The organism is Vibrio sp. 10N.247.311.12 (assembly GCF_041467515.1).
In the GTDB taxonomy this organism is placed as follows: Bacteria; Pseudomonadota; Gammaproteobacteria; order Enterobacterales; family Vibrionaceae; genus Vibrio; species Vibrio crassostreae_C.
Window position 1 is genome coordinate 15,853 of record NZ_JBFSUV010000006.1, and the last position, 25,399, is coordinate 41,251.

Annotated in this window: 18 protein-coding genes and 1 pseudogene; 8 read left to right on the forward strand and 11 right to left on the reverse strand. The window is 44.7% G+C overall.

Annotation, left to right across the window (positions count from 1 at the left end; genetic code table 11):
- Window positions 1–50 precede the first annotated feature (50 nt).
- From AB6E30_RS04465 to xsc, 6 genes and pseudogenes are all read right to left on the reverse strand, one after another.
- On the reverse strand, window positions 51–1,658 hold the full coding sequence (locus AB6E30_RS04465; protein WP_017064293.1) for a BCCT family transporter: 1,608 nt from the start codon (window positions 1,656–1,658) through the stop codon (window positions 51–53).
- Between the two features lie 486 nt (window positions 1,659–2,144).
- Complete coding sequence (locus tag AB6E30_RS04470; RefSeq protein WP_017064292.1) at window positions 2,145–2,717, reverse strand: malate synthase; 573 nt, start codon at window positions 2,715–2,717, stop codon at window positions 2,145–2,147.
- Window positions 2,718–2,953: 236 nt separating this feature from the next.
- A pseudogene (locus AB6E30_RS04475) lies at window positions 2,954–3,145 on the reverse strand (hypothetical protein); the annotation flags it as partial.
- Window positions 3,139–3,525 carry a nuclear transport factor 2 family protein gene (locus tag AB6E30_RS04480; protein WP_017070683.1) on the reverse strand — a complete coding sequence of 129 codons (387 nt, stop codon included), beginning with the start codon at window positions 3,523–3,525 and terminating at the stop codon, window positions 3,139–3,141. The pseudogene AB6E30_RS04475 and the gene AB6E30_RS04480, both read right to left, overlap by 7 nt.
- A 265-nt stretch (window positions 3,526–3,790) precedes the next feature.
- Window positions 3,791–4,606 carry an FRG domain-containing protein gene (locus tag AB6E30_RS04485; protein ID WP_372102746.1) on the reverse strand — a complete coding sequence of 272 codons (816 nt, stop codon included), beginning with the start codon at window positions 4,604–4,606 and terminating at the stop codon, window positions 3,791–3,793.
- Between the two features lie 400 nt (window positions 4,607–5,006).
- On the reverse strand, window positions 5,007–6,818 hold the full coding sequence (gene xsc, locus AB6E30_RS04490; protein ID WP_372102748.1) for a sulfoacetaldehyde acetyltransferase: 1,812 nt from the start codon (window positions 6,816–6,818) through the stop codon (window positions 5,007–5,009).
- A 262-nt stretch (window positions 6,819–7,080) separates the two neighbouring features.
- Between xsc and AB6E30_RS04495 the strand changes: the two genes are divergently transcribed.
- Both AB6E30_RS04495 and AB6E30_RS04500 read left to right on the forward strand, forming a co-directional pair.
- Window positions 7,081–8,064 carry an AAA family ATPase gene (locus AB6E30_RS04495; RefSeq protein WP_170962451.1) on the forward strand — a complete coding sequence of 328 codons (984 nt, stop codon included), beginning with the start codon at window positions 7,081–7,083 and terminating at the stop codon, window positions 8,062–8,064.
- Between the two features lie 3 nt (window positions 8,065–8,067).
- Entirely contained in the window at window positions 8,068–9,786 is a 1,719-nt protein-coding gene (locus AB6E30_RS04500; RefSeq protein WP_372102750.1) for a cobaltochelatase CobT-related protein, read from the forward strand.
- 67 nt (window positions 9,787–9,853) lie between these two features.
- On the opposite strand, the gene AB6E30_RS04505 is transcribed toward AB6E30_RS04500, so the two are convergent.
- The gene (locus AB6E30_RS04505; protein ID WP_104216200.1) at window positions 9,854–10,621 is read right to left on the reverse strand and encodes a sulfite exporter TauE/SafE family protein; all 768 of its coding nucleotides are present in this window, start codon (window positions 10,619–10,621) and stop codon (window positions 9,854–9,856) included.
- 71 nt (window positions 10,622–10,692) lie between these two features.
- Entirely contained in the window at window positions 10,693–11,766 is a 1,074-nt protein-coding gene (gene pta, locus AB6E30_RS04510; protein ID WP_136978434.1) for a phosphate acetyltransferase, read from the reverse strand.
- A 154-nt stretch (window positions 11,767–11,920) separates the two neighbouring features.
- Here pta and AB6E30_RS04515 point away from each other — a divergent pair, with 154 nt between their 5' ends.
- Together AB6E30_RS04515 and AB6E30_RS04520 are read left to right on the forward strand one after the other, a co-directional pair.
- The gene (locus AB6E30_RS04515; RefSeq protein ID WP_372102752.1) at window positions 11,921–12,703 is read left to right on the forward strand and encodes an IclR family transcriptional regulator; all 783 of its coding nucleotides are present in this window, start codon (window positions 11,921–11,923) and stop codon (window positions 12,701–12,703) included.
- Between the two features lie 147 nt (window positions 12,704–12,850).
- Entirely contained in the window at window positions 12,851–14,272 is a 1,422-nt protein-coding gene (locus AB6E30_RS04520) for an NAD-dependent succinate-semialdehyde dehydrogenase (protein ID WP_016792247.1), read from the forward strand.
- Window positions 14,273–14,497: 225 nt separating this feature from the next.
- Here the strand turns inward: AB6E30_RS04520 and AB6E30_RS04525 are convergent, their stop codons facing one another.
- Together AB6E30_RS04525 and AB6E30_RS04530 are read right to left on the reverse strand one after the other, a co-directional pair.
- On the reverse strand, window positions 14,498–16,681 hold the full coding sequence (locus AB6E30_RS04525; protein WP_372102754.1) for a malate synthase G: 2,184 nt from the start codon (window positions 16,679–16,681) through the stop codon (window positions 14,498–14,500).
- A gap of 155 nt (window positions 16,682–16,836) precedes the next feature.
- Complete coding sequence (locus AB6E30_RS04530; RefSeq protein WP_009845781.1) at window positions 16,837–17,790, reverse strand: LysR family transcriptional regulator; 954 nt, start codon at window positions 17,788–17,790, stop codon at window positions 16,837–16,839.
- Window positions 17,791–17,920: 130 nt separating this feature from the next.
- On the opposite strand from AB6E30_RS04530, the gene AB6E30_RS04535 reads away from it, so the two are divergent.
- Both AB6E30_RS04535 and AB6E30_RS04540 read left to right on the forward strand, forming a co-directional pair.
- A complete protein-coding gene (locus AB6E30_RS04535; protein WP_017071002.1) occupies window positions 17,921–19,519 on the forward strand; it encodes an isocitrate lyase in 1,599 nt (532 codons plus the stop codon).
- Window positions 19,520–19,715: 196 nt separating this feature from the next.
- The gene (locus tag AB6E30_RS04540) at window positions 19,716–20,294 is read left to right on the forward strand and encodes a hypothetical protein (RefSeq protein ID WP_017067975.1); all 579 of its coding nucleotides are present in this window, start codon (window positions 19,716–19,718) and stop codon (window positions 20,292–20,294) included.
- 103 nt (window positions 20,295–20,397) lie between these two features.
- Here the strand turns inward: AB6E30_RS04540 and AB6E30_RS04545 are convergent, their stop codons facing one another.
- Entirely contained in the window at window positions 20,398–20,790 is a 393-nt protein-coding gene (locus AB6E30_RS04545) for a cystatin domain-containing protein (protein WP_017059983.1), read from the reverse strand.
- 668 nt (window positions 20,791–21,458) lie between these two features.
- On the opposite strand from AB6E30_RS04545, the gene AB6E30_RS04550 reads away from it, so the two are divergent.
- Together AB6E30_RS04550 and AB6E30_RS04555 are read left to right on the forward strand one after the other, a co-directional pair.
- Window positions 21,459–22,688, forward strand: coding sequence for an acyl-homoserine-lactone synthase (locus AB6E30_RS04550; RefSeq protein ID WP_372102756.1), 1,230 nt, complete (start codon window positions 21,459–21,461; stop codon window positions 22,686–22,688).
- Window positions 22,681–25,290: a response regulator gene (locus AB6E30_RS04555; protein WP_372102758.1), complete on the forward strand. Its 2,610-nt coding sequence runs from the start codon at window positions 22,681–22,683 to the stop codon at window positions 25,288–25,290. Before AB6E30_RS04550 ends, AB6E30_RS04555 begins: the two co-directional genes overlap by 8 nt.
- Window positions 25,291–25,399 lie beyond the last annotated feature (109 nt).

The window sequence follows — 25,399 nt, forward strand, 5'->3', positions numbered from 1 at the left end:
TCATGCTGAGTAAAGTAAATCTCTATCTAGCGACTTACTTAATTCACGATTTATTTTGTAGTTTGAGTTACGGTTTCTTGCCCTTTACCGACTTCTGTCAGTAGGCCTTTCAACAAGCTCACACAACCAATCAAAAGAATGATCGTAAACGGCAGTGCTGCAATAATCGTAATAGATTGCAGAGCTTGGATTGATTGAGTACCACCAATCCACAGCATCACCATCGCGATAGCACCTGAGATAACCGCCCAAACGACTTTCTGTTTCACTGGCACTTCTAATTTACCACCCGCCGTCATGCCATCGATAACGATAGAACCTGAGTCCAACGTTGTAACGAAGAACACGATGATCAGCGCGACTGCGAGAACAGACAGAATGCTACCGAACGAGTAAGCATCTAGCATGTAAAACAAGCTTAGAGATACATCTGTAATGCCTTGGTCGAGGCCAAGTTGCCCCACCTGATTAATCACTTGCTCGATAGCTACGCCACCGAAGATAGACATCCAAGCTGAAGTCACCAATGTTGGGATAATCAATACGCAAAGTAGGAATTCACGAACCGTACGGCCTTTAGAAATACGCGCTACGAACATACCGAAGAAAGGTGCATACGCTACCCACCATGCCCAGTAGAACACAGTCCAACCATGCAGCCATGTTGTGTCTTCACGACCCGCACTTTGGCTCAAAGCTACGATATTTTTCACATAGCCCGTTGCCGCCGTTGCCATTGAATCAAGCACAGTTGTGAAGTTCAATACAGCGATAAGACCAAGGAATATGAATGCAATAACCATGTTCAGGTTACTTAGGAACTTAACACCACCGTCCATACCACGTAGTACAGAGATGATCGCCAAGCCCATGATCAGAACGATGATAGATTGCTGAAGGAAGATGTTGTTTTCCAAGCCGAACACGTGGCTAATACCACTTGCTGCTTGTGTACCACCTAAGCCCAATGAAGTCGCAAGGCCAAACAGAGTAACCAGTACGGTTAGTACATCGATTACATCACCAGTTTTGCCCCACACACGCTCACCCAGAATTGGGTAAAACACAGAACGCATTGATAGCGGTAAGCCTTTGTTATAAACAAAGTACGCCAGACAAAGCGCCGTCATGCCATAGATAGCCCATGCATGAAAACCCCAGTGGAATACGGTTGCGCCTAGCGCCAGTTCACGACCAGCGGCTGTGAAAGGTTCTGCGTCTAATGGCGTTCCGAACCAGTTAGTGAAGAACGCAGTTGGCTCTGCAACACCCCAGAAGATAAGTCCAATACCCATACCTGCTGCGAATAACATCGCAATCCAAGATGACATTGAATAGTCCGCCGTCGCGTCTTCGCCACCTAAACGGATTTTACCCAACGGTGAAAAAGCAAGAACAACAGCAAACGCTAGCATGATGTTAGCTCCCCACATAAACAGGAAGTCAAACTTTGATAGAACAGCACCCTTAATAGAATCAATTGCAGCTTTAGCATCTGCAGGAGGAAGAGCAAGAAGAGTGATGATGAAGAGAAGAGATAAGCCAACTGAGGCTACGAAAACTGTGTTATGGACATCCATGCCCCATTTACTGACGTTGTCTTGACCAACTTGATAGTCAGTAGAATCAATACTGTACTTTTTTGATTTAAAACTCATAAATTATGATGTTCGCATATCCGACTCAACGAATATAAGGACGCTCTCCATATCCAACTACTACTTGATTGGCTCGCCGCATCGCCTAAATAAAAGGCAATAAAAATCACAATAGTTAGTGATAAATGGACTTACTGGCTCAATCCCAAGGCGAACATTATAGCACAGCTCAAAGCATTTTGACTGATTTTTAGCTCAATAGTCACCCAAACCACCGTTGATAGTGATAGTTAACCCAATAAAAACAGAATAAAACAAAAGAATAAAAACCTTCAAATACAACAATTTAAATTAAAATGACGCACCGTAAAATCACATCCAAACTTTTTGCAGATAATTTTAATAATCACCCAATTTACTTATAGCTCTAATAAAAAAGCCCCGCTATAGGGGCGGGGAAAGTTACCAAAGGTAAAAGAGAAATCAGTGCTCAAATGTCAGTGCTGCGTCTCACAGATCAGCACTGCACATTTCAAAGACAGTTCGTTAGATTGCGAAGCAAAAACCTAGGTTATAGTCTTCACCATTTTTCGCCGTGAACTCTTTGTCTTCACTTGATGCATTCGGGCGGCCACTTTCATCGCCTTTTACTAAGCTCACCCAGTGACGGATGCCAGAAGAACGGCTCGCCTCAGTTTGACCAAACGTGGTGCACGTCTCTAATTGGATATCTTGAATATCAACCAACTCCAGGCGGCCAGTGCCTTTACGAGCACCGATTGTCACTTCAACGTGCGTACCGCTTTCATCACGGAATAGGATTGCTGAAGGCTTAGATTTATCACCTGTGTAAGCCACAAAGTGTTTAGCGCGTTTCAGTCCAGTATGTTCGCCATTCTTGAAGTAAACCTGAACGTGTCGGTAATCGATCTCGTAACTCACTACATCTTCATGTGAACCCGTCTCTAGAGGAAATAGAGTATCAAGCAACTGTTTCGCCATTTTTTGTTTTTCGAGTTGCTTGTCTGCTTTCACCATTTCGACGGCAAAGACAGCTTCAGCAATAAAAGTTGAATGGTTTCTGTGAAGTTCTGTTTTGTCTAGTGTCAGCATATTCATAGTCTATCCCTCGTACGGCTTTAAATTTCATTAAGGTCAAACATCCCAATAGACCCTTTTCAAAATTGTTCTTTACTGTGTGGTTTCCATGTTTTTCATACTACTGTTATTTTTGAAACAATTTCACAACAAAAATTACACAGTGTGAATTTTACTAAATTGCTTTTTTACACAAACCGGCATTTCGAGCCCCCAGCCCTTTATTTAACTGGGTTGAGGGTTCCGTAGAAACGCGTTTACGTGTTGTTTGAATTTGTGTAATAACCCACCCCAACCAACTTATTGTCGATAACTCGATAGTAAGTGTGCTTAGTTTCCACTTTGCTCGACAGCGGATTTAACCATCGATAGGTGTAAACGCCACGACCATTTTCTTTGGCTAGATTTAACATCTCAGTGAGAATCGGTTTATCGTCTGGGCTTAGATTTTTACGCTGATTTTTCCATCTTTCAGGGTAAACACATCAACCATACGAGCTTCGATGACAGTGCCATCAGGGTTAGTCGCAGAGAACGTTGATTCACTTACCGCGCGGTCACCACACACAAAGTGGACAGGGTCGATCCAAGCTGCATCTGGAAAGTTCTGCCAAACCAATTCAAAGCTATTGCGAACGGCTTCGTACCCTTCGATAGTGTTTCCAAGTTCGCCTTCTCCTGCCACGGTGTGGAAGACACAGTCTTCGGTCATAAACGACATTAGCGCTTCAATATCATGGTTATTCCACGCATCACTAAAAGACTGTAAAAAGGCGGTGTCGACTTGGTTTTCCAGCACGAATGTCGTTGCATTGGTTTGCATATTCATATTCCAGAATCCTTTATGTTTTCGTTATTGGTTTAGATTTCAGTAGCTTTGCGCCACTTTTTTATTAGAGTGTTTAAACTAGATCTGTGAAAATTTAACAACTTGATAACAAGGTTCATCACTCTAACTTCGAGTTACTTTATAAACAATCTTTAAGCTCACAGATTTCATCTTTTTATAAATTAATTAGTGTTCTAATTTTATTTACACAGTCACTCACTAGATTTATACGAGGTCTAAATAAAATAATTATAAATATTAGACTTTAGTCGAAGTCAAAATCTTGATGGTACTTTCGGCCATACTGCTCAAGTTTACGGTTATGGGTATTCACTTGTAATTCAATATTCCCCTCACCTTTATTAATAACTTGATTGTTATCTATATGGGCTTCATTTTTTATATCGGTTAGCTTCTCTTCGATATAATCAGTCGGTTCATTTAAAACGTTCATGGATATTAACTCCTTTATCAGGTTTACTTTTACTGATGGAAGAATATGAACGGACACTAGACCGTTTGAATATTCTTTCTCATCGTACAGAGGCTGAATGGCATCATTGCCACCTTCCTTAAATGGGTGAATGGAATACCACTTGTCCTTGCGCGGCTCTTGCTGATCGCAATCCGCCACATTAAATATCTGAGTTTTGTTGATATTACACGGCGAGCTAAAAACACTAACCCGCTGATAATCAATAGCTTTAATTATGTTTATGCAGTCTTTACTTTGGCTGTGACACACCGACCAAAGCGCATTTAACAGGTTATCGGTCCATTCCAGTAAACGGGTGGGAAAGCCCTGCTTTTTGGCTAAACACATCAATAACCAGTCATTTATGTCGTTAGAACTCAGCGAGTGACCACCGTAAACTCTCACGGTCGAGAGAAGCTCTTGTTCGACACGGCGTATGTTCTTACGATTGGAACGGCCTAAACTTGGCATTAGATTATTATTTTCATAATCACACACGTTATACATCAAACCACGTTGGTCACTGCATTCATTCATTAATGAATTAATTATTTTATACAGCTCTTCGAGTGAGCTTATATAACGTTTATTGTTCACAGCATGCATGTAATAGGTCACTTAATTTAAATTTATTACAATTAAAAATTAACTATCATGGTTAATCAGTATCGTTACGAATGATTTTAAAAATGACAATAGGTATATGTCTTTATCAATGGCCATATATCCTCATCAATAACTAACAGTTATAAAACCATTAACTAAGGAGCAATTAGCTAAGGGTCGATTAATAAGGAACGACAAAGTTTATATAACTAAAACCACTTATATGTACAACAGCCATTTAATTCATGTTCTAACGTTTGACTAAGGATTATTGAAATACGGGTTGCCGGTATTCACTTAAGTACATTGCCAATACCCGTTAATATTGCCCGACCACATTCTCGATTGCACTTTCTCTAACACTCTCGAAAATACCGTGGCCGGACAAACTTCCTACGACTTATACGTAATCTTTGTATTTATCTAGGAAACGAACCGGTGTTGATAGTGCATCTCGGCGGAACGGGTCGCCCAACTCCTGAGTACACATGATTTCAATGATGGTTGTTTTGCCTTCGTTCATCCGCATGTCGATGGCTTTTTGCAAGGTTGGACCTACATCTTCTAGCTTATCAACCGTGATACCTTCAGCGCCCATTGCTCGTGCGATTTCAGCAAAGCTTTGGTTATCTAGCTCACCGGCAACAAAGCGTCGGTTGTAGAAGTCGACTTGGTTCTTCTTCTCTGCACCCCATTGACGGTTGTGAAATACCACGGCTGTCACTGGAATGTTATGACGAACACATGTCATGGTTTCCATCAGGCTCATGCCCCACGCACCGTCGCCTGCATAAGAGATAGCTGGGCGATGAGGTGCTGCTGCTTTCGCGCCAATGATGGTCGGGAACGCGTAACCACAGTTACCAAAACTCATTGCCGCAAAGAAACTACGTGGTTTTTCAAAGCGTAAGTAGCTGTTTGCCACCGAGTTGATGTTACCGATATCGGTTGAGACCATTACGTCTTCTGGCATCGCTTTTTCTAGCTCACGCAATACTTGGCGCGGGTGAAGGTATTCACCACCAGAGAACGGAGTCTCGTGTGAGTTTTCTTCAATCATATCCAAGCTGAACGAGTCACGTTCGTGTGTCCACTCATCAAGCTCTTTTTCCCAAAGTGCTTTCTCTGTTGCGACCGTGTCTTGACGAGCGCCTTTATTGTCATCACATAACAGTGCGCGACCTTCTAGTCTTTCAGCTAATGCCACTGCCGCTGCTTTTGCATCGCCACAGATACCAACAGAGATCTTCTTCACGAGGCCAAGCATCTTGTTGTCTGCATCAATCTGAATGATTTTCGCGTTCTTCGGCCAGTAGTCCATGCCATGTTGAGGCAAGGTACCAAATGGACCAAGACGTGTACCCAAAGCGATAACCACATCCGCTTGAGCCATCAATTTCATTGCTGCTTTCGAACCTTGGTAGCCTAGAGGACCACACCATAATGGATGACTAGCAGGGAAAGAGTCATTGTGTAGGTAGCTGTTCACTACAGGTGCACCTAGTCGTTCTGCTAATGCCGCACACTCTTGAACTGCATCAGCCATGACCACGCCGCCACCGGAAATGATGACTGGGAATTTCGCTTCAGCTATCAAGTCTGCTGCTTCATTCAGAGATTTCTCACCACCAGGACCTCGGTCTAAACGCGCTGGTTTAGGGATTTCAGTTTGAGTTTCACCGTAGAAGTAGTCACGAGGAATATTTAGCTGAGTTGGACCCATTTCGCTCATCGCACGGTCGAAGCATCGTCCTGTGTATTCCGCCATACGATCTGGGTGCGTTACGTGTCCTTGATACTTAGTAAACTCTTGGAACATTGGAAGCTGGTTACATTCTTGGAAACCACCTAAGCCCATTGTTTTAGTGCCTGTCTCTGGCGTCACAATTACGACCGGGCTATGTGCCCAGAACGCAGCTGCAATTGCTGTTACACAGTTACTGATACCTGGGCCATTTTGCCCGATAACCACGCCATGGCGACCAGATACACGAGAGTAACCATCTGCCATATGGGCAGCGCCTTGCTCGTGTACTACTGGGACCAATCGAATGCCAGCAGGAGCAAAGATATCCATTGCGTCCATAAATGCCGACCCCATGATGCCGAACATATCGGTAACATCATTAGCAACCATAGTTTCAACGAACGCTTCTGATGGTGTCATTGTTACTGTGCCGGAAACAACCGTACGTTTTTCTTGCTCGCTCATTCTTCCATTCTCCTTGAGTTAACCAAAATTTCATTTTTCGGAATGAATTGTCTCTTTTTCGAATTCATTTTCACCTTAGTAGTAGAATTTTTGCACGTCAACTTTTTATATTAAATTGGAACAATTCATTCTAATTAATAAAACTGGATCACATTATTGGTAGTTTTTCGTACAAAAAGTGTCGTTAACTTAACTGGAGCTGTTAATAATCGATGACATATCGCGATAGTAGCGACAAGTGATGAGCTATATAGAGGGAAATATGATGAAAGAGGCGGAATTGGTACCAACGCAGCCGGTAAGCGTGAGAGAGCGCTTTGGCATCGACAGTAACCTAACGGTGATGTCATTTGAACATCCGGGTGAATATGTGCCGAGAGTCGATCCTAATTACTGTTTTGACCCCGAAGTGACGCTGGCTATATTGGCAGGGTTCACCTCCAATCGTCGCACGCTGATTCAAGGCACACACGGAACGGGCAAGTCATCTCACATTGAACAAATCGCCGCGAGATTGAACTGGCCGTGTTTGAGGATCAACCTAGACGGGCACTTAAGCCGATTGGATTTCATAGGAAAGGACAGCATCGCCATTAAAGATGGAATGCAGGTGACAGAATTTAAAGAAGGCATTCTTCCACAGAGTATCCAGCAACCCATAGCTCTGGTATTAGACGAATACGATGCAGGACGACCTGATGTAATGTTTGTGATTCAACAACTCTTAGAGCAAGACGGCAAATACACCTCTTTAGAGCAAAACCGAGTGATCACGCCTCACCCTTCTTTCCGCCTATTTGCTACCTGTAACACACTTGGTTTGGGTAATTTCTCGGGTTTGTATTCCGGTACTCAGGTGCTTAACCATAGCCAACTTGACCGATGGAACATCATCGCCACGCTTAACTATTTAGATCCACAACATGAAACTAAGATCGTGTTATCCAAGCGCCCAGAGATGAACAGTGAAATCGGTCAGCAGTTAGTTGAGAAAATGATCGCAACTGCTGGGTTAACACGAAATGGTTTTAGAGCAGGCGATCTGTCGACGGTAATGTCTCCGAGAACCGTGATCACATGGGCCGAAAATATCCGAATATTCGATAACGTAGCCACGGCATTTAGGCTTTCATTCCTAAACCGTTGTGAAGATGAAGAGAAAGAGTTGGTAAGCGAATATTACTTCCGCTGCTTTGGTGAGGCCCTAGAAACGCCTACTCAGAGTTATGCGCAGTCGGAGTCGTAAACCATGGCCAATGTTTCTTCTCAGCAGAAAAAGATCCTCGACCTTGGTGTGTCTGTCGCTAGAGCGATCAGTGGTGAATTGAACCTGAATTATCGGGGAGAGCGTCTCTATAACGGTAATAGCCCCTGCTATTATCAGTCTGCACACACCAACGATCTCACCTTTGTTTCTCGCCATGATTTAACAAACAGCAAGCTCTCAATGCAAGGCAAGATCGATTCATCGGCACTGAGACTATTGTTGTCAGATACTGATCTTCACTATTCATTACGACCAAAAAACGAAGTCGAACGTCTGTTATATGATTTCTGCGAACAAATACGAATAGAATCACAAGTCCCGTCTTACCTAAAAGGTGTGACTAAGAGCATTCAGTTCAACTTTGCGTATTGGAGCGATCAGTACCATCAAAATGGCTTTACTGAATCACGAATTGGCATGCTGCTGTTCACATTGATGCAGGTTATCCACACCCGCTTAACCGGTGTTCCAGTTTCTGAGCCGATTGCTGAAACCGTTGAATCAACTCGTGCGGGCATCGTACCTATATTCGGAAGCAGCCTGAAGCGCTTGAAGGCACATCGAGCCGACCAACAACAGTTTGCTCACTGCGCCAATGAACTGGCCTCTTTAGCGCAAGAACTCATCAACCAAGAACAAGAGAGTAATAACTCACCCACACTAACCGTTGAAGAAGACATCAAGATCCTTGCACAGCTTGCCTTGATTGTTGATGGTGACATTCAAGATCAAGACGTCAATACCGACATCACAGGCAGTAGCAAGGTATTCGAGTTGTCGGGCGCCAATTATCAGGTCTTTAATTCAGAATTTGATCAAGTCATCGCCGCAGACAAACTCGTCAGGCGTACCCTATTACTCGAACTGAGACAAAAGCTAACCGATGACATCATGGCGAGACAAGTCAACACTCGCCGTTTAGCCGCTATGCTTACTAGCTTTGTTGCCACACCACAGAGGAACCGACGTCAGGACCATTTAGAAGAAGGCATTGTTAACGCCACCACCATCACCAAGCTCGTCACATCGCCATTGGATAGCACTGTCTTTTATCAACCTGACATCGGTACATCTCATCAATGTGCCACCACATTTTTGATGGACTGCTCTGGCTCAATGCAAAAGCACAGTCACAAGCTAAGCCTACTGATTGATACAATTCTCAAATCCGTTGGACTGGCCAACATCCCTTTCGAGATTATTGGCTTTACGACCAATAACTGGAACGGTGGCAAGGTCTATCGGCAGTGGCTTAAACAAGGCCAACCAAAGCACCCGGGCCGCTTAAACGAAGTTCGGCACATCGTGTTTAAGGATTTTGATACCCATTGGAGACGTTCTCGACTTGGCATTGCGAGTCTTCGTAAAGCCGACATCTTTAAAGAAGGGATTGATGGCGAAGCGGTTCAGTTCGCGAGTCATCGATTGCAGCAGCACACCGCCCAACGAAAGGTTTTGATTGTGTTTTCAGACGGCTGCCCGATGGATACCGCCACCAGCACAGCCAATGATCAGTTCTATTTGGACAACCATCTCAAACAAGTGATTGAGCGCGAGTCGATCAAAAACAGTATCGAAATTCATGGCGTGGGAATGGGCGTCGATTTAAGCCCGTACTACCGCAGTAACATCACTTTAGATGTCCAGGAGAGTTGCTTGTTTGGGTTATCTAGGAGCATCTTTGAGATATTGAAGCGTTAAGAGATGTAAACCGTGAGCAGTGACGTACCGGCTAGCAAACCGCTAGCCTCCTTTGTCGAAAGTGGTTTTACGAAGAGCCAAACAACGACCATGCAGAGACAGCCATCAAATACCCACCAATCAACATCAACACCGTAAACACCAGCTTTCTGAGTTGATCATTAGACAACGGCGGTGGGAAACGCCGAGCAAACATTGTGACAAGCGCCACCAGAGGAACAGCAATAGCGGATAACCACAATATGCTCTGTTCCATGTCGCCCGCCGCATAGACATTGACCGTACGGGACATCGACGTACAAGCGAAAACCATCAGCAGTGTGCTTCGCACCAGATCGAGCGAAAAAGGTTGCCGATAGAGATGATAAACAATCGGTGGACCTGCCATCCCAAATAATCCCCCCGCTAACCCAGAGCTAAATCCTGAGACAAGGAAAGATACGGTTGTCGAACGGACCGTTCTAGTTTTAGGTTTAAACATAAAGCTCAAACCAGCGAACAACACCATGGCACCCAATAGCCCTCGTAGGATTTGGGTTGCCGACTCGCTCAACGCGTCCAGCAAGTACACGCCCATCGATACGCCGGGAATAATACCGATGACTAACACCACCAGAATCTTGAGTTCCCCAAGCAGTGGCTTACCCATCAACGCCACCAAGCAATTGAACAAGGTCACAATACTGACCACAGCGGCTATAACGGGTAGGGATACCAAATTAAGGCTGACCGTTAAACCAATCACGATGATACCGAGGCCAAATCCGGTGACAGTTTGAAAATAGGTACCCACCGCAATAGTGGTAAGAATGGCGAGTAAAACAGGTAACTCCATTAGCTATCCTAATTAGGTTATTTGGGGGTAAATATGAGTGCAAGATTCCGCATTAGTTTAAGCAACGAGTGTTAATACCGGAATTCAAACTCCGACTCTTCTCTTTCTTCAACATCAGCTTCAGAGTCAGCCTTAGAGTCAGATGCTTTCCCTTGCTGCGCTTGTACCGCGGTAACGGCAATGACATTAAAGATATCTTCGGCACTACAGCCTCTGGACAAGTCATTCGCTGGTTGATTCAGCCCTTGCAGCAACGGGCCAATCGCAACTGCCCCGCCTAACCTTTCCGCAAGCTTATAACCAATATTACCTGCTTCTAAATTGGGAAATATCAACACGTTCGATTGACCTTTCACCTCTGAATCTGGCAGCTTTTTCGCGGCAATCTCAGTCACAATCGCGGCATCGAGTTGAACATCCTGATCGACGGCGATTCCGGGACAACGTTGTTTTACGAGTTGAGCCGCATTACGAACCTTATCGACCGATTCGTGCTTGGCACTGCCGTTGGTCGAAAAAGACAGCATTGCGACTTTAGGTTCTTCCATCAGTAGCGTTTGAGCACTGATTGATGCGGCTACGGCAATCGATGCTAGCTCGGTTTCATTGGGGTTAATCACCAAACCACAGTCACTGAAAATCATGCCGCCTTTAAGATTATGGAAAGGCTCACACAACATCATCAGAAAGAAACTGGATACCAATTCACTGTCTGGCGCGGGGCCGATAATCTGAAGCGCAGCTCGCACCACATCAGACGTGGTATAAACCGCACCATTAACTGTGCCGTCTACCAGTCCTTCCCTTACCATCAAATTGGCAAAAACAAGTGGATCTTGAACCAGCTCTAGGGCGTCATCATAAGTCATGCCTTTAGCTTTTCTTAATGTATACAGCCGCTCAGCGAGCACTTCTTTGAGTGACGACGCCTGTGGAGAAACAATATGAATGCCAGCGAGGTTAATGTGGTGAAGTTCTGCAGCAGCGATGATCGCCGATTCATCGCCCACAAGTGTGATGTGAGCGAGCTGTTTATCGATTGCTATTCTTGCAGCAGCTAGCACTCGCGGGTCCTCCGCTTCACTCAAAACAACGCGCTTACGATCTAAATGAGCTTTATCAATAATCCGTTCAATCGCCTTCATCTTAAAATTCCATTTATTGAGATCAATTGTTCCATAATTTATATTTATATTATTGGAATAATAAAAAAGGTCAAATTTTATTCAGATAATTGAAGAATAATGATTTGGTATGTACACTCTTAGGCATAGACATATCGCAAGGATGAATCACTGTATGCAAACAGAAACACCGCAAGTTCAAGGGGATACACCGACCCTCCGACTTTTTGCACTATTAGAGGTGATAGCGCAAAAAGACGAGTTTATTTCTCTGCAAGGTTTAGTCGAAGAGACCGGATTGCCAAAACCCACGCTGCACCGAATGCTTCAACAGTTAGAAGCGGCGGGCATCATTCAAAGAGATGGCGACGAAAAGCACTACAGCTCAGGTATTCGACTCAGAAAGTTGGCTGAAAACCTACTGTTCAACAGCACCATGCACAGCGCAAGACGCACAATTCTTGAAAACCTTCGAGCAGAAGTCGGCGAGAGCTGCAACCTAACCGCACTATCGAGCGGTGAGATCATCTACCTTGATCGCGCAGAGACCGAAGCGCCACTTCGCTTCCACCTGCACCCCGGCTCTCGCGTTCCTGTTCACTGCTCAGCGACAGGTAAACTGTTTTTGGCACACATGTCTAAGTCGCAGCGCAGACGATTAATTGAAAACGTGCCGCTGACTCAATACACCGTGAACACGATTACCGACTATTCGACTCTAGAGAAAGACATCGAAGAAGCGAAAATCCAAGGTTTTGCTATTGATGATGAAGAGTTTTTGCCAGGCTTAGTCTGTATCGCTGTGCTGATACCCTCACCAACAGGTCAATCAAACCTAGGCCTAGCGATACAAGCTCCAGTGATTCGAGTAAAACCAGACGAAGCGATCAAGTTTCTGCCAGCTCTTCAAAAAGCAGCCAAAGCGCTCGCGAAGATAGAGTCTGATAACTGGGGCTAGTGAGAAGATTTATCTCAGAGAATAACCAAGATTAGCGACTTAACATCCATGCCCTTCGACCAATGAACATTTGGTCGAAGTCATTTGAACACTCGCCAACCCGCACATAAGCAACACGTCTAAAGTAATCACAACAAAGGAATCACGATGCTAAACATTAAGAACCAGCACTTACTCTCTTTTATGGTGACAGAAGCGAACAACGCAGTTGCAGTCACAAACCCAGCAACGGGTGAGCTTATTGGGCATGCACCAATCTCATCTGAGGCAGAGTTAGAGAGCGCTATCGAACGCGCTCATGTTGCGCAGAAAGAGTGGGCAAAAATTCCCGCTAAATCCCGTGCTGCATTGCTAAGTGGTTGGCATCAACTGATCCTTGAAAACAAAGAAGATCTTGCTCGCCTAATGACCATCGAACAAGGTAAGCCGTTAGCAGAAGCGACGGGCGAAGTGGTGTATGGCGCGAGTTTCATTGAGTGGTTCGCCGAAGAAGCCAAGCGCACTTACGGTGACTCCATTCCTAGCACAGTCGCTGGCAAACGCTTAGTAACAATCAAGCAGCCGATTGGGGTCGCGTGTGCCATTACGCCGTGGAACTTTCCGATTGCAATGATCACTCGTAAGGCCGCCCCTGCCCTTGCTGCTGGCTGTAGTTTTATTGTGAAGCCCTCAGACGAGACACCACTGTCTGCGTTTGCTGTGGTTGAGCTGGCATATCAAGCGGGCATTCCTAAAGATCTACTTCAAGTCGTACTCGGTGAAAGCCCAGAGCAAGTGGGTGGTCTTTTCACCTCACACCCACTGATTAAAAAAATCTCTTTTACTGGGTCTACCCGAGTCGGCAGTATCTTGATGGCTCAAGCTGCGAAAAGCATTAAGCGCACTTCAATGGAACTGGGCGGCAACGCACCTTTTATTGTGTTTGACGATGCAGACATCGACGCGGCCGTTCAAGGCGCAATGGCTTCAAAATTCCGTAATGCAGGCCAAACCTGTGTTTGTGCAAACCGTTTCTACGTACACAGTAAAGTACACGATGAGTTTGTGGCTAAATTCGACCAAGCGGTACAGCTGCTTAAAATTGGAAACGGCTTAGATGAGGGTGTAACGGTTGGCCCTGTTATCAATGAAGGTGCTAAGCAAAACATCCAAGGATTGATAAACCGAGCTATTGAACAAGGCGCGACACCTGTGACGCCACTTCAACAACTTGATGGACTCTTCCTTCAACCCGTTGTTCTTAAAGATGTAAAACACAGCATGGACATTGTTCAGCAAGAGATCTTTGGTCCTGTCGCTCCTGTGATGCGATTCGAGACAGACGAAGAGCTTATTGAGATGGCAAATGACACCATTTATGGATTAGCGTCGTACTTCTACAGTCAGAACATTCATCGAGTATGGAACATAGCAGAGGCACTTGAGTACGGTATGGTCGGCATTAATGACGGTATGATCTCGACTGAAGTCGCCCCTTTCGGTGGTGTTAAGCAATCAGGTATTGGCCGTGAAGGCGCAAAGGAAGGCATCGATGAGTATATGGATATTAAGTATCTTTGCTTTGGTTGAAAATAGGGTTGGTAGTCACTAAGTTTCCTCACTGACTCAGCTATTCTCTTTCTATAACCCCTCAAAAAAAAGCCGCGCTATAAAGCGCGGCACCTTGGGCTCGGTTTAAATGGGTGTTTCTTTTCTTAGTGGTTTTATTATTTAGTGACGTTGTTATTTAGCTACTCCGTAACACAGTTACGTTACTTTGCTATTTTGTTCTGTGGCCTATTTAGCAACCTTGTTTTATGCAAGTGCTTTTAACTTCAATCGCATCGCATGTAGCACTGGCTCTGTGTAACCACTTGGTTGGGCGCAACCTTCGAATACCAACTGACAAGCTGCTGAAAATGCAATGCTGTTTTCAAAGTTAGGAGCCATATTACGGTAGCTAGGGTCGCCAGCGTTTTGCTCATCAACCACTGCTGCCATACGCTTCATAGTTTTCATTACTTGGGCTTCATCGCAAATACCGTGACGTAACCAGTTAGCGATGTGTTGGCTTGAAATACGCAATGTTGCGCGATCTTCCATCAAACCTACATCGTTAATATCAGGTACTTTAGAGCACCCTACGCCTTGGTCAATCCAACGAACCACGTAACCTAGAATACCTTGCGTGTTGTTATCCAATTCGTTTTGGATATCTTGAGCTGTTAGCTTTTGATTACCTAATAGCGGAATAGTAAGGATATCGTCTACATTGGCTCTCACTCGCTCACGAAGCTCTTTCTGGCGGCTTGGTACACTCACTTTGTGATAGTGCAGAGCATGCAAAGTCGCAGCAGTTGGAGAAGGTACCCAAGCCGTATTCGCGCCAGCTTGTGGGTGTCCGATTTTCGCGTCCATCATCTTCGCCATATTATCTGGCTCTGGCCACATACCTTTACCGATTTGAGCTTTACCTTGCAGGCCACAAGCTAGGCCAAGATCAACGTTTTGATCTTCGTATGCGCCAATCCAAGTCATGGTTTTCAGCTGTGTTTTAGGCGCAAATGGCCCAGCTTCCATACTCGTGTGAATCTCATCACCCGTTCGGTCTAAGAAACCGGTATTAATGAACACAACACGATCTTTAGCCGCACGAATACATTCTTTCAGGTTGACCGAAGTACGACGCTCTTCATCCATAATGCCAACTTTGATGGTGTAGCGGTCTAAACCTAAAGCATCTTCAATGCGACCAAACAACTCATTGGTAAACGCCACTTCTTCAGGGCCATGCATCTTAGGTTTTACAATGTTGATACTGTTTGCGGTCGAGTTTTGGTAAGCGCTATTGCCTTTTAAATCATGTATCGCGATTAGCGAGGTGATCATACCATCCATAATGCCTTCAGGTACTTCATTACCTTCGGCGTCAATGATCGCAGGGTTGGTCATTAGGTGACCCACGTTACGTATAAATAACATGCTGCGGCCTTTGAGCGAGATCTCACCGCCAGTGACACTGGTGTATTGGCGATCTGGATTCAAACTACGAACGATGGTTTTGCCGTTTTTCTCTAGCGACTCTTTCAGGTCACCTTTCATCAAACCTAACCAGTTGCTATAGGCAAGCGCTTTATCTTCACCATCAACCGCAGCAACCGAGTCTTCACAATCCATAATGGTCGTCAAGGCAGCTTCGACTAATACATCTTTAATACCAGCAACATCAACGCTACCAATCGGTGCGCTCGGGTCAATTTGAATTTCGATGTGCAGATTATTGTGTTTAAGAAGAATGCACGAAGGGGAACTTGCGTCACCTTGATAGCCAATGAACTGGTCGCTATCAATGAGAGTGACTTCTTCGCCGTTATCGAGTGTCGCTATGAGCTTATTGCCGATGCTAGCGTTACTGATGCTGTATTTGGTCACGTCTTTATGAGAGACACCGTTTAATGGCGCTGCGTCATCAAGGAACTCACGAGCATAAGTCACTACTTTAGCGCCACGAGCAGGGTTAAAGCTTCCGCCCTTTTCCGCGCCATCACTTTCACTGATCACGTCCGTTCCGTAGAGCGCATCATATAGACTGCCCCAACGCGCATTGGCTGCGTTAAGTGCAAAGCGTGCGTTCATGATTGGCACCACAAGCTGCGGCCCTGCTTGTGTTGCGATCTCAGGTTCTACGCTCGCTGTCGTCACTTGAAAGTCATCGCCTTCAGGAACCAAATAACCGATCTGCTGTAAGAACTGTTTGTACTCCACAGGATCGAGCGTTTGCCCAGCACGCTCTTGGTGCCAAACGTCAATTTGATGTTGAAGATCTTCACGCTTGATAAGCAATGCGCGATTTTTTGGAGCCAAATCTTCAAGGATGGTTGCAAATGATTGCCAAAAGTCTTCAGCGACAATGCCTGTTCCAGGAATCACCTGCTCATTAATTAATTGGTAGAGGGTGCTATCAATGTTCAAGCTTCCCTGTTGAATACGACTGCTCATAAAATCTCTCTCAAACTAATTTATGGCTACTCAATAAATTTTCGTGACTAGCTCAAATTTACTTTACTGACTTAAACTTACTTAACGGACATGAATTTAGCTAATTTATGCCGGTTATATTGGATATTCATATAAAAAATACCCTAAAAACTGTGTTATTCCGTTACTCCACTCTCGATTTCGTTAGCGACACTTTTAATCAAACGACGCATCCACTGGTGGTCTGGATTGGTTTGTAACAATGGACTCCACGCCATCTTCACCTCAAAGGGTTCAATCGCAAATGGCGCAGGCTTGATCAACAATCTAGGGTTATTGCGCTGCAGTTGAGCGGCTTTGGTAGGAATAGTCAGGATCAGGTTCTTCTGTTGTGCGAAGAGAATCGCCGACAAGTAGTGTCGCGTAAACACCGTGATGTTACGGGTTTTACCAATGCGCATTAGTGCTTCATCTATCCAACCAAGCTTTTGTGCTTCGCTTGGGTTTATCCCGACTCCCGTTCCCATACCAGTCTTACTTACCCAAATATGTTGCGCCTTTAAATAAGACAAAATATCGAAATTGTCGGCTATCGGGTTGTCACAACTAAAGAGGCAAGAAAACCCGTCGTGCCAAAGGCTCATCTGGTGAAACGACTGAGGAATATCGTCAAATCGGTTGATAATTATATCAACGGTACCTTGCTCTACATCCTGATAGCTCACATCACTTGGCGTCATTATATCCAGTCGTATTTTCGGTGCTATCTCGCTCAGTTTTTTCAATAGCGGCTGAATAATGGTCGACTCTGCATAGTCACTCGCCATGATACGAAACACGCGTTCACTGTCTTCTGCATTAAACTCTGTGGTCGGCTGCAGTGTCTTCTCTACATTCGCCAAGATGTTTCGAATCAGTGGCTGCAACTTGTGCGCGCGTTCGGTCGGTATCATCCCTTCACTTGTTCTCACTAATAGCGGGTCTTCAAACAGATCACGCAATCGGCGAAGGCCATTACTCATGGCTGGTTGAGTAATACCCAATTGATTTGCTGCTCGTGTAACGTTTCTTTCACGTAGCAACATGTCTAAATACACAAGCAAATTAAGGTCTATACGAGCAATATTCATAAGAAAAATACCGAATATAATAACTATAAATTAACAAAATTATCACATGCGTGGTTATTCTTTGTCCATAGCAAAGTTTTAATCCAAGCCAATTTGGCAACCATACCCCACGTGAAACTAAGGAATAGTTATGTCGCAAATTACACAAGATATCGAAATGATTGAAGTTGCAAAAAGCGCTGCTGGTGCTCCATGGGATGCAATTAACCCTGAATCTGCTGCTCGTATGCGAGCTCAAAACAAATTCAAAACAGGTCTGGATATTGCGCAATACACGGCAGATATCATGCGTGCAGACATGGCGGCTTACGACGAAGACAGCTCTCAATACACTCAGTCTCTGGGTTGCTGGCATGGTTTCATCGGCCAACAAAAGCTGATTTCTATTAAGAAGCACTTTGATGGCAAGACTGACCGTCGTTACCTATACCTTTCTGGTTGGATGGTTGCTGCACTTCGCTCTGACTTTGGTCCACTTCCAGACCAATCAATGCATGAGAAAACATCGGTTGCAGGCCTAGTAGAAGAACTATACACATTCCTGCGCCAAGCCGATGCTCGTGAACTGGGTGGTTTATTCCGTGAGCTAGACGCTGCACGTGAAGCGGGCGACGTTAACCAACAAGACCTTATCCAAGACAAAATCGACAATCACGTAACACACGTGGTGCCAATCATCGCCGATATCGATGCAGGTTTTGGTAACGCAGAAGCGACCTACCTAATGGCTAAGCAGATGATTGAAGCAGGCGCATGTTGTCTACAAATTGAAAACCAAGTTGCCGATGAGAAGCAATGTGGTCACCAAGACGGCAAAGTAACGGTTCCACACGCTGACTTCCACGCAAAACTTCGCGCACTTCGTTACGCTTTCCTTGAACTAGGCATCGACAACGGCGTTATTGTTGCTCGTACCGATTCTCAAGGTGCTGGCCTAACAAAAGAAATCGCAGTAGTGAAAGAGCCGGGCGACCAAGGTGATATCTACAACTCATACCTAGATGTTGAAGAGATCGATGTTGCAGATATGGCAGAAGGCGACGTTTGCTTTAACCGTGACGGCAAGCTAGTTCGACCTAAGCGTCTACCTTCAGGCTTATACCAATTCCGCCAAGGTACTGGTGAAGACCGTTGTGTATTCGACTGTATTGAAGCAATCAACGCGGGTGCTGACCTACTATGGATTGAGACTGAGAAGCCACACATCGGTCAAATCAAAGAGATGATGGACGGCGTACGTGAAGTTCACCCTAATGCGAAGCTGGTTTACAACAACTCTCCATCATTCAACTGGACGCTAAACTTCCGCCAACAAGCATACGATGCGATGGTAGCAGAAGGTAAAGATGTTTCAGCTTACGACCGTGCTAGCCTAATGAGTGCTGAATATGACGAAACTGAATTGTCTAAACGAGCTGATGACAAGATTCGCACATTCCAAGCGGATGCATCTCGTGAAGCGGGTATCTTCCATCACTTGATTACTCTACCGACTTACCACACTGCAGCGCTGTCAACCGACAACCTTGCAAAAGAATACTTCGGTGACCAAGGCATGCTGGGCTATGTTGCAAATGTTCAGCGCAAAGAGATACGCCAAGGCATCGCTTGTGTTAAACACCAAAACATGTCTGGTTCAGACATCGGTGATGATCACAAAGAATACTTCGCGGGTGAGAATGCACTAAAAGCCGCGGGTGAAGCGAATACGTCTAATCAATTTGATTAACCGCTAACGCTAAAGCCTCCCCCGTCCTTCTCTCTTACTTAGGTAAGATCCGGGGGAAGGCTTTGAGATAAAGCTTGTACTGCCAGCTTTATCTCAAAGCCTCAGATTTGTGTTCCACACCACGGTTAACCGAACAACTTCTGTTTAAGCTAACTGTATACATATTTGTTCAGATTCCTATTTGTTGAGAGTGCCTATGACTTCAATACCTACACACCTACAAGATGCAAAAACACTGTTATCAGAGAATGGTTTCGCGACGGGTGATACTTGGTATCACGGCACATCTTCAGCTTTATTGGCTTCGATTCAAGGCCAAGGTTTAAAACGTTCTGGAGACAAAGCGCTCAACGAAGCAGCTTCAAAAACTATGGCAACCATCGGCAACAACTACACCGAATCGGTTGAGCCAGTGTTTCTCACCCAGAGCAAAGAACTGGCATATTACTGGGCTCAACAAACCGTTCGTGAGCGAGGCGTTCGCTTCGAAGGTGAAGAACAGCCTATCGTATTAGCGGTAAACTTATCTGAAAAGCAACGTGCCAAAGTAAGACCGGACGTAGGAGCAATGAGTCTATTGATGATGAGTGTGGGCGAGCAATTCATGTCTCACCTCACTGAAATTTATCAAGCCAATAACATTGCAGGCCCCGACATCGAGCTTCGCACTGCTGATCGCATGGACTACCTCAATAAACTCGGTATGGCCTACATTGATGAAGACATCAGCCGTGCTTGTGTTCAGGAGTTAGCTGAGCCCGAGTTGGCCGACTGAAAACGTTCAACAAATCAGTCTTCTTAAAAACAAAAATGGCTCCCAACACGGAGCCATTTTTATTTGCTATCAGCCTATCTCACAAGACACTGGCACATCTAGATTATGAGCACAGAAGACCTTTCTGTGCAGGTTGCGTCATTTCGATGTCACCTTGTAGAGAACGGTAAACGATGGTGTTCCACACTTCACCATTATCCATTTCAAACTCAATAGCGTAATTCAAACCCGCGACAACCTGAGTTCGAACACTCAAGATCTGCTTGAGATCAGCTGAAGTGTTCATTTGGCTAAGAACTGCGTTTAAAGCTTGCTTGGCTTCTGGTGTTATCTCACTTTTCGACCAACCACCCGTCAGGTTTTTAGTGCTGCAGATGGGGTTCGCATTCTCTTGCGGTTGAGTTGGTACCTCTGATTTCTGACTACACCCAGCTAACGCCACGACACTAAACAAGGTTGCTGTTCCAAGTAATGATGTTAATCGTACGTTCTTCATAAATTCTCTCTACCTCAATCATTTACGAGGGATTACTCGCAATAATGTTTCATATGCAGGCAAGCTTAAACCTCGAATGTCATCACTTCATCAGAGATTATGGTGTAACTACTCTATAAACACAGGAGATTGTCAGGAAAACAAGACGAGCACTGGAGCTCTGCTTTTATCCACCTGATATTTAAATCATTAAAATGAATAGCGAGAGAATAAGCGAGTAATAATACAGACATAATTAATCAGATAATTACATACTTCACACCAAAAACATTCCTATCACGATTAATAAGATGAGCTCATCTTGATGTGGATTATGATATTGGTTCAAAAAATAGATATTTGAAATTATTTTATAAATCCAAAAGTTTATGCTCGACTTAATCATGTCTGATTTTAAAACTGTGATCCAACCCTACAAGTTGTTGATAATAATGTATTTTGTTCATCTTTGAATTCATTCAAATATGGAAAATCTTTATTGTTGAGGGTGAGTGCAAGTAGTAAAATCTCGCCCGATTATGCAACTTACTTCTCACACCATGGACACAAGTAAAGTTACGATTGGCTCTCTCAAAGTAACGTAACTTCAAACACATACCTAAAATCAGTGTCCTATAGATAGTGCAGATCAAATAAAAATAATTATATAAACCTAGGCTAGGTTAAACATGAAATTAACGTCGTCTTTAGGCTCACTGTTGGCTAGCAGTCTGTCTATCGAAATAAAACAGCGAGCGCTGATAGAGCTCGTCATCAGCACTTATCAGCCACATGAGCGCACTGAGCTTTTTCAAAGCGTGACTGAATATCGTAGAAGCCAATTAGAATTGCTTTTCCCAGAGCATCAAAACAAAAGCTACTCTGTATTGTTTGAGGTGATGGACTACCGCGATCTGATTCTGCGCTATCCAAATACACTATCTGCAGAGATTGCTCTTCTAGAGCAGGCTGTAGGGCAGTGCTATATGCATTGGCTAGATTTCTGGTGTGAGTGTGAAATTGCTGCGATCAAAGCAAAATCTCCATTAAATCCAAGCTCCATTTCTCATGTCGACCTCCCTATCAATGACAGTGCTTATTACGGTGCGATCATCGAACAGATAGAACATGAGCCACTTTTGGTACAAACACCGAGTCACCCACAAGGAATGTCAATCAGCGATGCCATTGCTTTAAGCAATCTCGAGGTGTTCATCAAGGGCGAGAAATGGTTTGAGATGCTGCCTTTATTACACCTTTCTCAGGCAGGTAAGCATTTTATTCTGCTCAAGCATCCAGTCGATGAAGCCTTTCCAACACTGGTTTCCTCTGCGCTGATTCAAGACTGGTCTAAGAATGACACTTGGCTAAGTTACGCACCGCCGTTCAGCAATGAGCAATGGCAATACTGTTTACCCAATTACGGCTACGATGAACTCGCAGGGTTACAACTTTTCACACCGCCTACACTGTCAAAATGTTACTCTCTCCCAGAATTTGACCAACAATTCCAGTTACAATTGTCCGACAAATATGCCCTGTGTGAGGTGTTACGTCTGACAGTAAGTGGCAATACCCAACAAAAGCTCTATTTCCTCTACCTTTCTCAAAAAGAGCTGATGAGTGTGTTACACCAAATAGGCTATAAGATTGGCTTCACTATTATCGAGCAACCTTTCATGCTTCAGTTTTATCAAACCATTGATTCCAATGCATACTTCCATTCTGGATATTGCGAATTAAATGACGATGGCACGACAATTTATCGTGGATTCTGGAATTTTGAGATGATGGTAAAAGCGTTCAATAATGTCGATTTTCGAAGCTACAAACGCGCAGTGCGAGAAAGCAGAAAGTCATTAGAAAAGTCGCGCTCGGCAGGAAAAACTAGCTCGGTGAAAAAGGATGAACATGTTTGATTTCGGCCTAGAGGCGATCATCTATGCAAAAGCAATCACACTGCTTGCAACCGTGGCTGTGGTTGTCATGTGGTTGTTCTATTACTGCTATCGCCTGAAACAGAAGAACGAAGTGATCGCAGGGACACACCATGCCCCTTACATCGCGTATTCGATCTGCATTGTTGCGTGGATCAGCAGTAACGCTTATTTCCATACCGACTTATTACCGGAACTTGGGGCCTCGGCCGCCGTGTTCGCCGCAAAGTTTGCCAACCTCGCCTCGTTCTTTGCGTTTGCCTTTGCCTATTACTTCTCGTGCAAACTCGCCGCTGAACAACGTAATGGTAAGGTTCATGTGTGGCAGCAAGCCATTTTCGTCACCCTGACCGTCTACTCCTTCTTTATCAATTTAAGTCCGGGGTTAACCGTTGAACACGTCACCATTGCAGGCCCAAGCCAGTTCGTGATTGAGTTTGGCCCGCATACGCCGTACTTCTTTATTGGGATGATTAGCTTTGTAGTGCTAACACTACTCAACCTGGTGGCCATGCGCGCCAACAGCAGCAAGCTTACCTTAGCCAAAACCAACTATATGATCGCCGGCATTTTAGTCTTCATGCTGTCTACTGCGACAATCCATCTAGGTATGACCTACTTCTTGCGTGACTTCTCACTCACTTGGCTGCCACCAGCCTTATCGATCAGTGAGATGTTGTTCGTTGGCTATGCTCTACTGACCTCTCGCTTCTATAGCGTGAAATACCTTGCGTACATGAGCTTAAATACGTTGTTGGTGTGTGCAATTTTGGTGATACCTTTTGGCGCGATATTTATCCCGCTGACAGATGACAGTCAATGGCTCGTTGCTATCCCAATCTGTGCGATTATCGGCATCACTTGGCATGTTCTCTACAAACGCGTAAGCCACTACGCCTCCTTCTTTATCTACGGAAACAAGAAAACGCCAGTACAACAGATCCTCGCGCTAGAAGAGGATTTCAAGCTTTCAATTGATGATGCAATGCGTCGTTTGGGTAGCCTACTGCAAATTCCAGAAGATAAGCTACGTCTAGTTAACAGCAACTACAACGAAACCTTCTACGAAGATTATCTGTCTACTAACAAGTCCGTTTTAGTGTTCGATGAGTTGTCTCAGGAGCTTGATTACACCGCACCAGCCAAGCGCTCAATCAAAGCCCTGTATGACAAAATGAGCTCCAACGATACCGCTTTGGTGATGCCTCTATTCGGCCAGGGGAAATCGGTCACGCACTTGTTAGTATCGTCACACAAGAGCAACGATCAGATGTTCTCTAACGAAGAGATCTCTGCCCTGCAAACCTTGTTAACTCGAGTACAAAGCACTATCGAAGCCGATAGACGCATCCGCCAAAGTCGTGCCCTTGCTAACTCAATCGCTCATGAAATGCGTAATCCACTGGCTCAAGTGCAATTACAATTTGAACTACTAAAACAGCACATTGATAATCAAGCACCAGCGAAACAGATCTTACTTGATATTGAGAACGGCCAAGCTGCGATTCAACGTGGTCGACAGCTGATTGATATCATCTTGCGAGAAGTCAGTGACAGCTCACCCGAGCATGGACCAATCACCATGACCTCTATCCACAAGGCCGTGGATCAAGCCGTCAGCCATTATGGCTTTGAGAACGAGAAGATCATTGAGCGAATTCGTTTACCACAACATGCTGATTTTGTGGCAAAGCTCAATGAAACCTTATTCAATTTCGTTATTTTCAACCTGATACGTAATGCAATCTATTACTTTGATTCTTATCCAGAAAGCCAAATTGAGATCAGCACCAACACAGGGCCTTACGAGAACGTTCTGATATTCCGAGATACCGGCCCTGGCATTGACGAAGCCATTGCACATAAGATCTTTGATGACTTCTTCTCTTACCAAAAAAGCGGTGGTAGCGGCCTAGGGCTTGGCTATTGCCAACGTGTGATGCGTTCATTTGGCGGCCGAGTTGAGTGCCACTCTAAACTTGGGGAGTTTACTGAGTTCCACCTGTACTTCCCGGTGGTACCCAATGCCCCCAAAGCAGACGCACTTCGTACGCCTTACTTCGATGATTGGAAAGGTAATCAAACTGCAACTGAAAACAAAACCAACGCTGAAGCTAAGCCAGACAACCAAGCGGCAACGCAAAATTCAGAACCAACAAGCACGCTAACCCCAGGGAATCATTTGGCTCCAACCGTACTGATCGTCGATGATAAAGAAGTACAACGCACGCTTGTTCAAATGTACTTGAGTCGACTTGGCGTCAATAGCTTACAAGCCAAAAACGGTGAGAATGCCGTCGAACTGTTCAAAACACACAAGGTCGATTTGATCTTAATGGACGTACAAATGCCGATAATGAATGGTTTTGACGCAAGCCAAATTATCAAGGCACGCTCTCCTCAAACGCCAATCATTGCTTTGTCTGGCGAATCAGGACAACACGAGTTAGATATGATCAGCAAACTGATGGATGGTCGCCTAGAGAAGCCAACCTCTTTGAAGGCACTGCAACACGTACTGGACAACTGGCTAGAGAAAGGCTGTGCCTCGAATGCTTCCAAAGAAACCGAAGATGAAGAGTAGATGCAGGAAAACACGAATCGCAATTTAGCCAGTTGATTACTGTTTGTCTCATTACATTGCTTTAATTATTCATCAAAAAGCCAGCCGAACAAGGCTGGCTCTATCAGAA

Coding starts and splice junctions, on each gene's coding strand:
- AB6E30_RS04515 (WP_372102752.1), top strand. CDS start 11,921: ATGCAAACAGAAACACCGCAAGTTCAAGGGGATACACCGACCCTCCGA.
- AB6E30_RS04550 (WP_372102756.1), top strand. CDS start 21,459: ATGAAATTAACGTCGTCTTTAGGCTCACTGTTGGCTAGCAGTCTGTCT.
- AB6E30_RS04520 (WP_016792247.1), top strand. CDS start 12,851: ATGCTAAACATTAAGAACCAGCACTTACTCTCTTTTATGGTGACAGAA.
- AB6E30_RS04540 (WP_017067975.1), top strand. CDS start 19,716: ATGACTTCAATACCTACACACCTACAAGATGCAAAAACACTGTTATCA.
- pta (WP_136978434.1), bottom strand. CDS start 11,766: ATGAAGGCGATTGAACGGATTATTGATAAAGCTCATTTAGATCGTAAG.
- AB6E30_RS04480 (WP_017070683.1), bottom strand. CDS start 3,525: ATGAATATGCAAACCAATGCAACGACATTCGTGCTGGAAAACCAAGTC.
- AB6E30_RS04555 (WP_372102758.1), top strand. CDS start 22,681: ATGTTTGATTTCGGCCTAGAGGCGATCATCTATGCAAAAGCAATCACA.
- xsc (WP_372102748.1), bottom strand. CDS start 6,818: ATGAGCGAGCAAGAAAAACGTACGGTTGTTTCCGGCACAGTAACAATG.
- AB6E30_RS04525 (WP_372102754.1), bottom strand. CDS start 16,681: ATGAGCAGTCGTATTCAACAGGGAAGCTTGAACATTGATAGCACCCTC.
- AB6E30_RS04465 (WP_017064293.1), bottom strand. CDS start 1,658: ATGAGTTTTAAATCAAAAAAGTACAGTATTGATTCTACTGACTATCAA.
- AB6E30_RS04495 (WP_170962451.1), top strand. CDS start 7,081: ATGATGAAAGAGGCGGAATTGGTACCAACGCAGCCGGTAAGCGTGAGA.
- AB6E30_RS04505 (WP_104216200.1), bottom strand. CDS start 10,621: ATGGAGTTACCTGTTTTACTCGCCATTCTTACCACTATTGCGGTGGGT.
- AB6E30_RS04500 (WP_372102750.1), top strand. CDS start 8,068: ATGGCCAATGTTTCTTCTCAGCAGAAAAAGATCCTCGACCTTGGTGTG.
- AB6E30_RS04535 (WP_017071002.1), top strand. CDS start 17,921: ATGTCGCAAATTACACAAGATATCGAAATGATTGAAGTTGCAAAAAGC.
- AB6E30_RS04530 (WP_009845781.1), bottom strand. CDS start 17,790: ATGAATATTGCTCGTATAGACCTTAATTTGCTTGTGTATTTAGACATG.
- AB6E30_RS04545 (WP_017059983.1), bottom strand. CDS start 20,790: ATGAAGAACGTACGATTAACATCATTACTTGGAACAGCAACCTTGTTT.
- AB6E30_RS04485 (WP_372102746.1), bottom strand. CDS start 4,606: ATGCATGCTGTGAACAATAAACGTTATATAAGCTCACTCGAAGAGCTG.
- AB6E30_RS04470 (WP_017064292.1), bottom strand. CDS start 2,717: ATGAATATGCTGACACTAGACAAAACAGAACTTCACAGAAACCATTCA.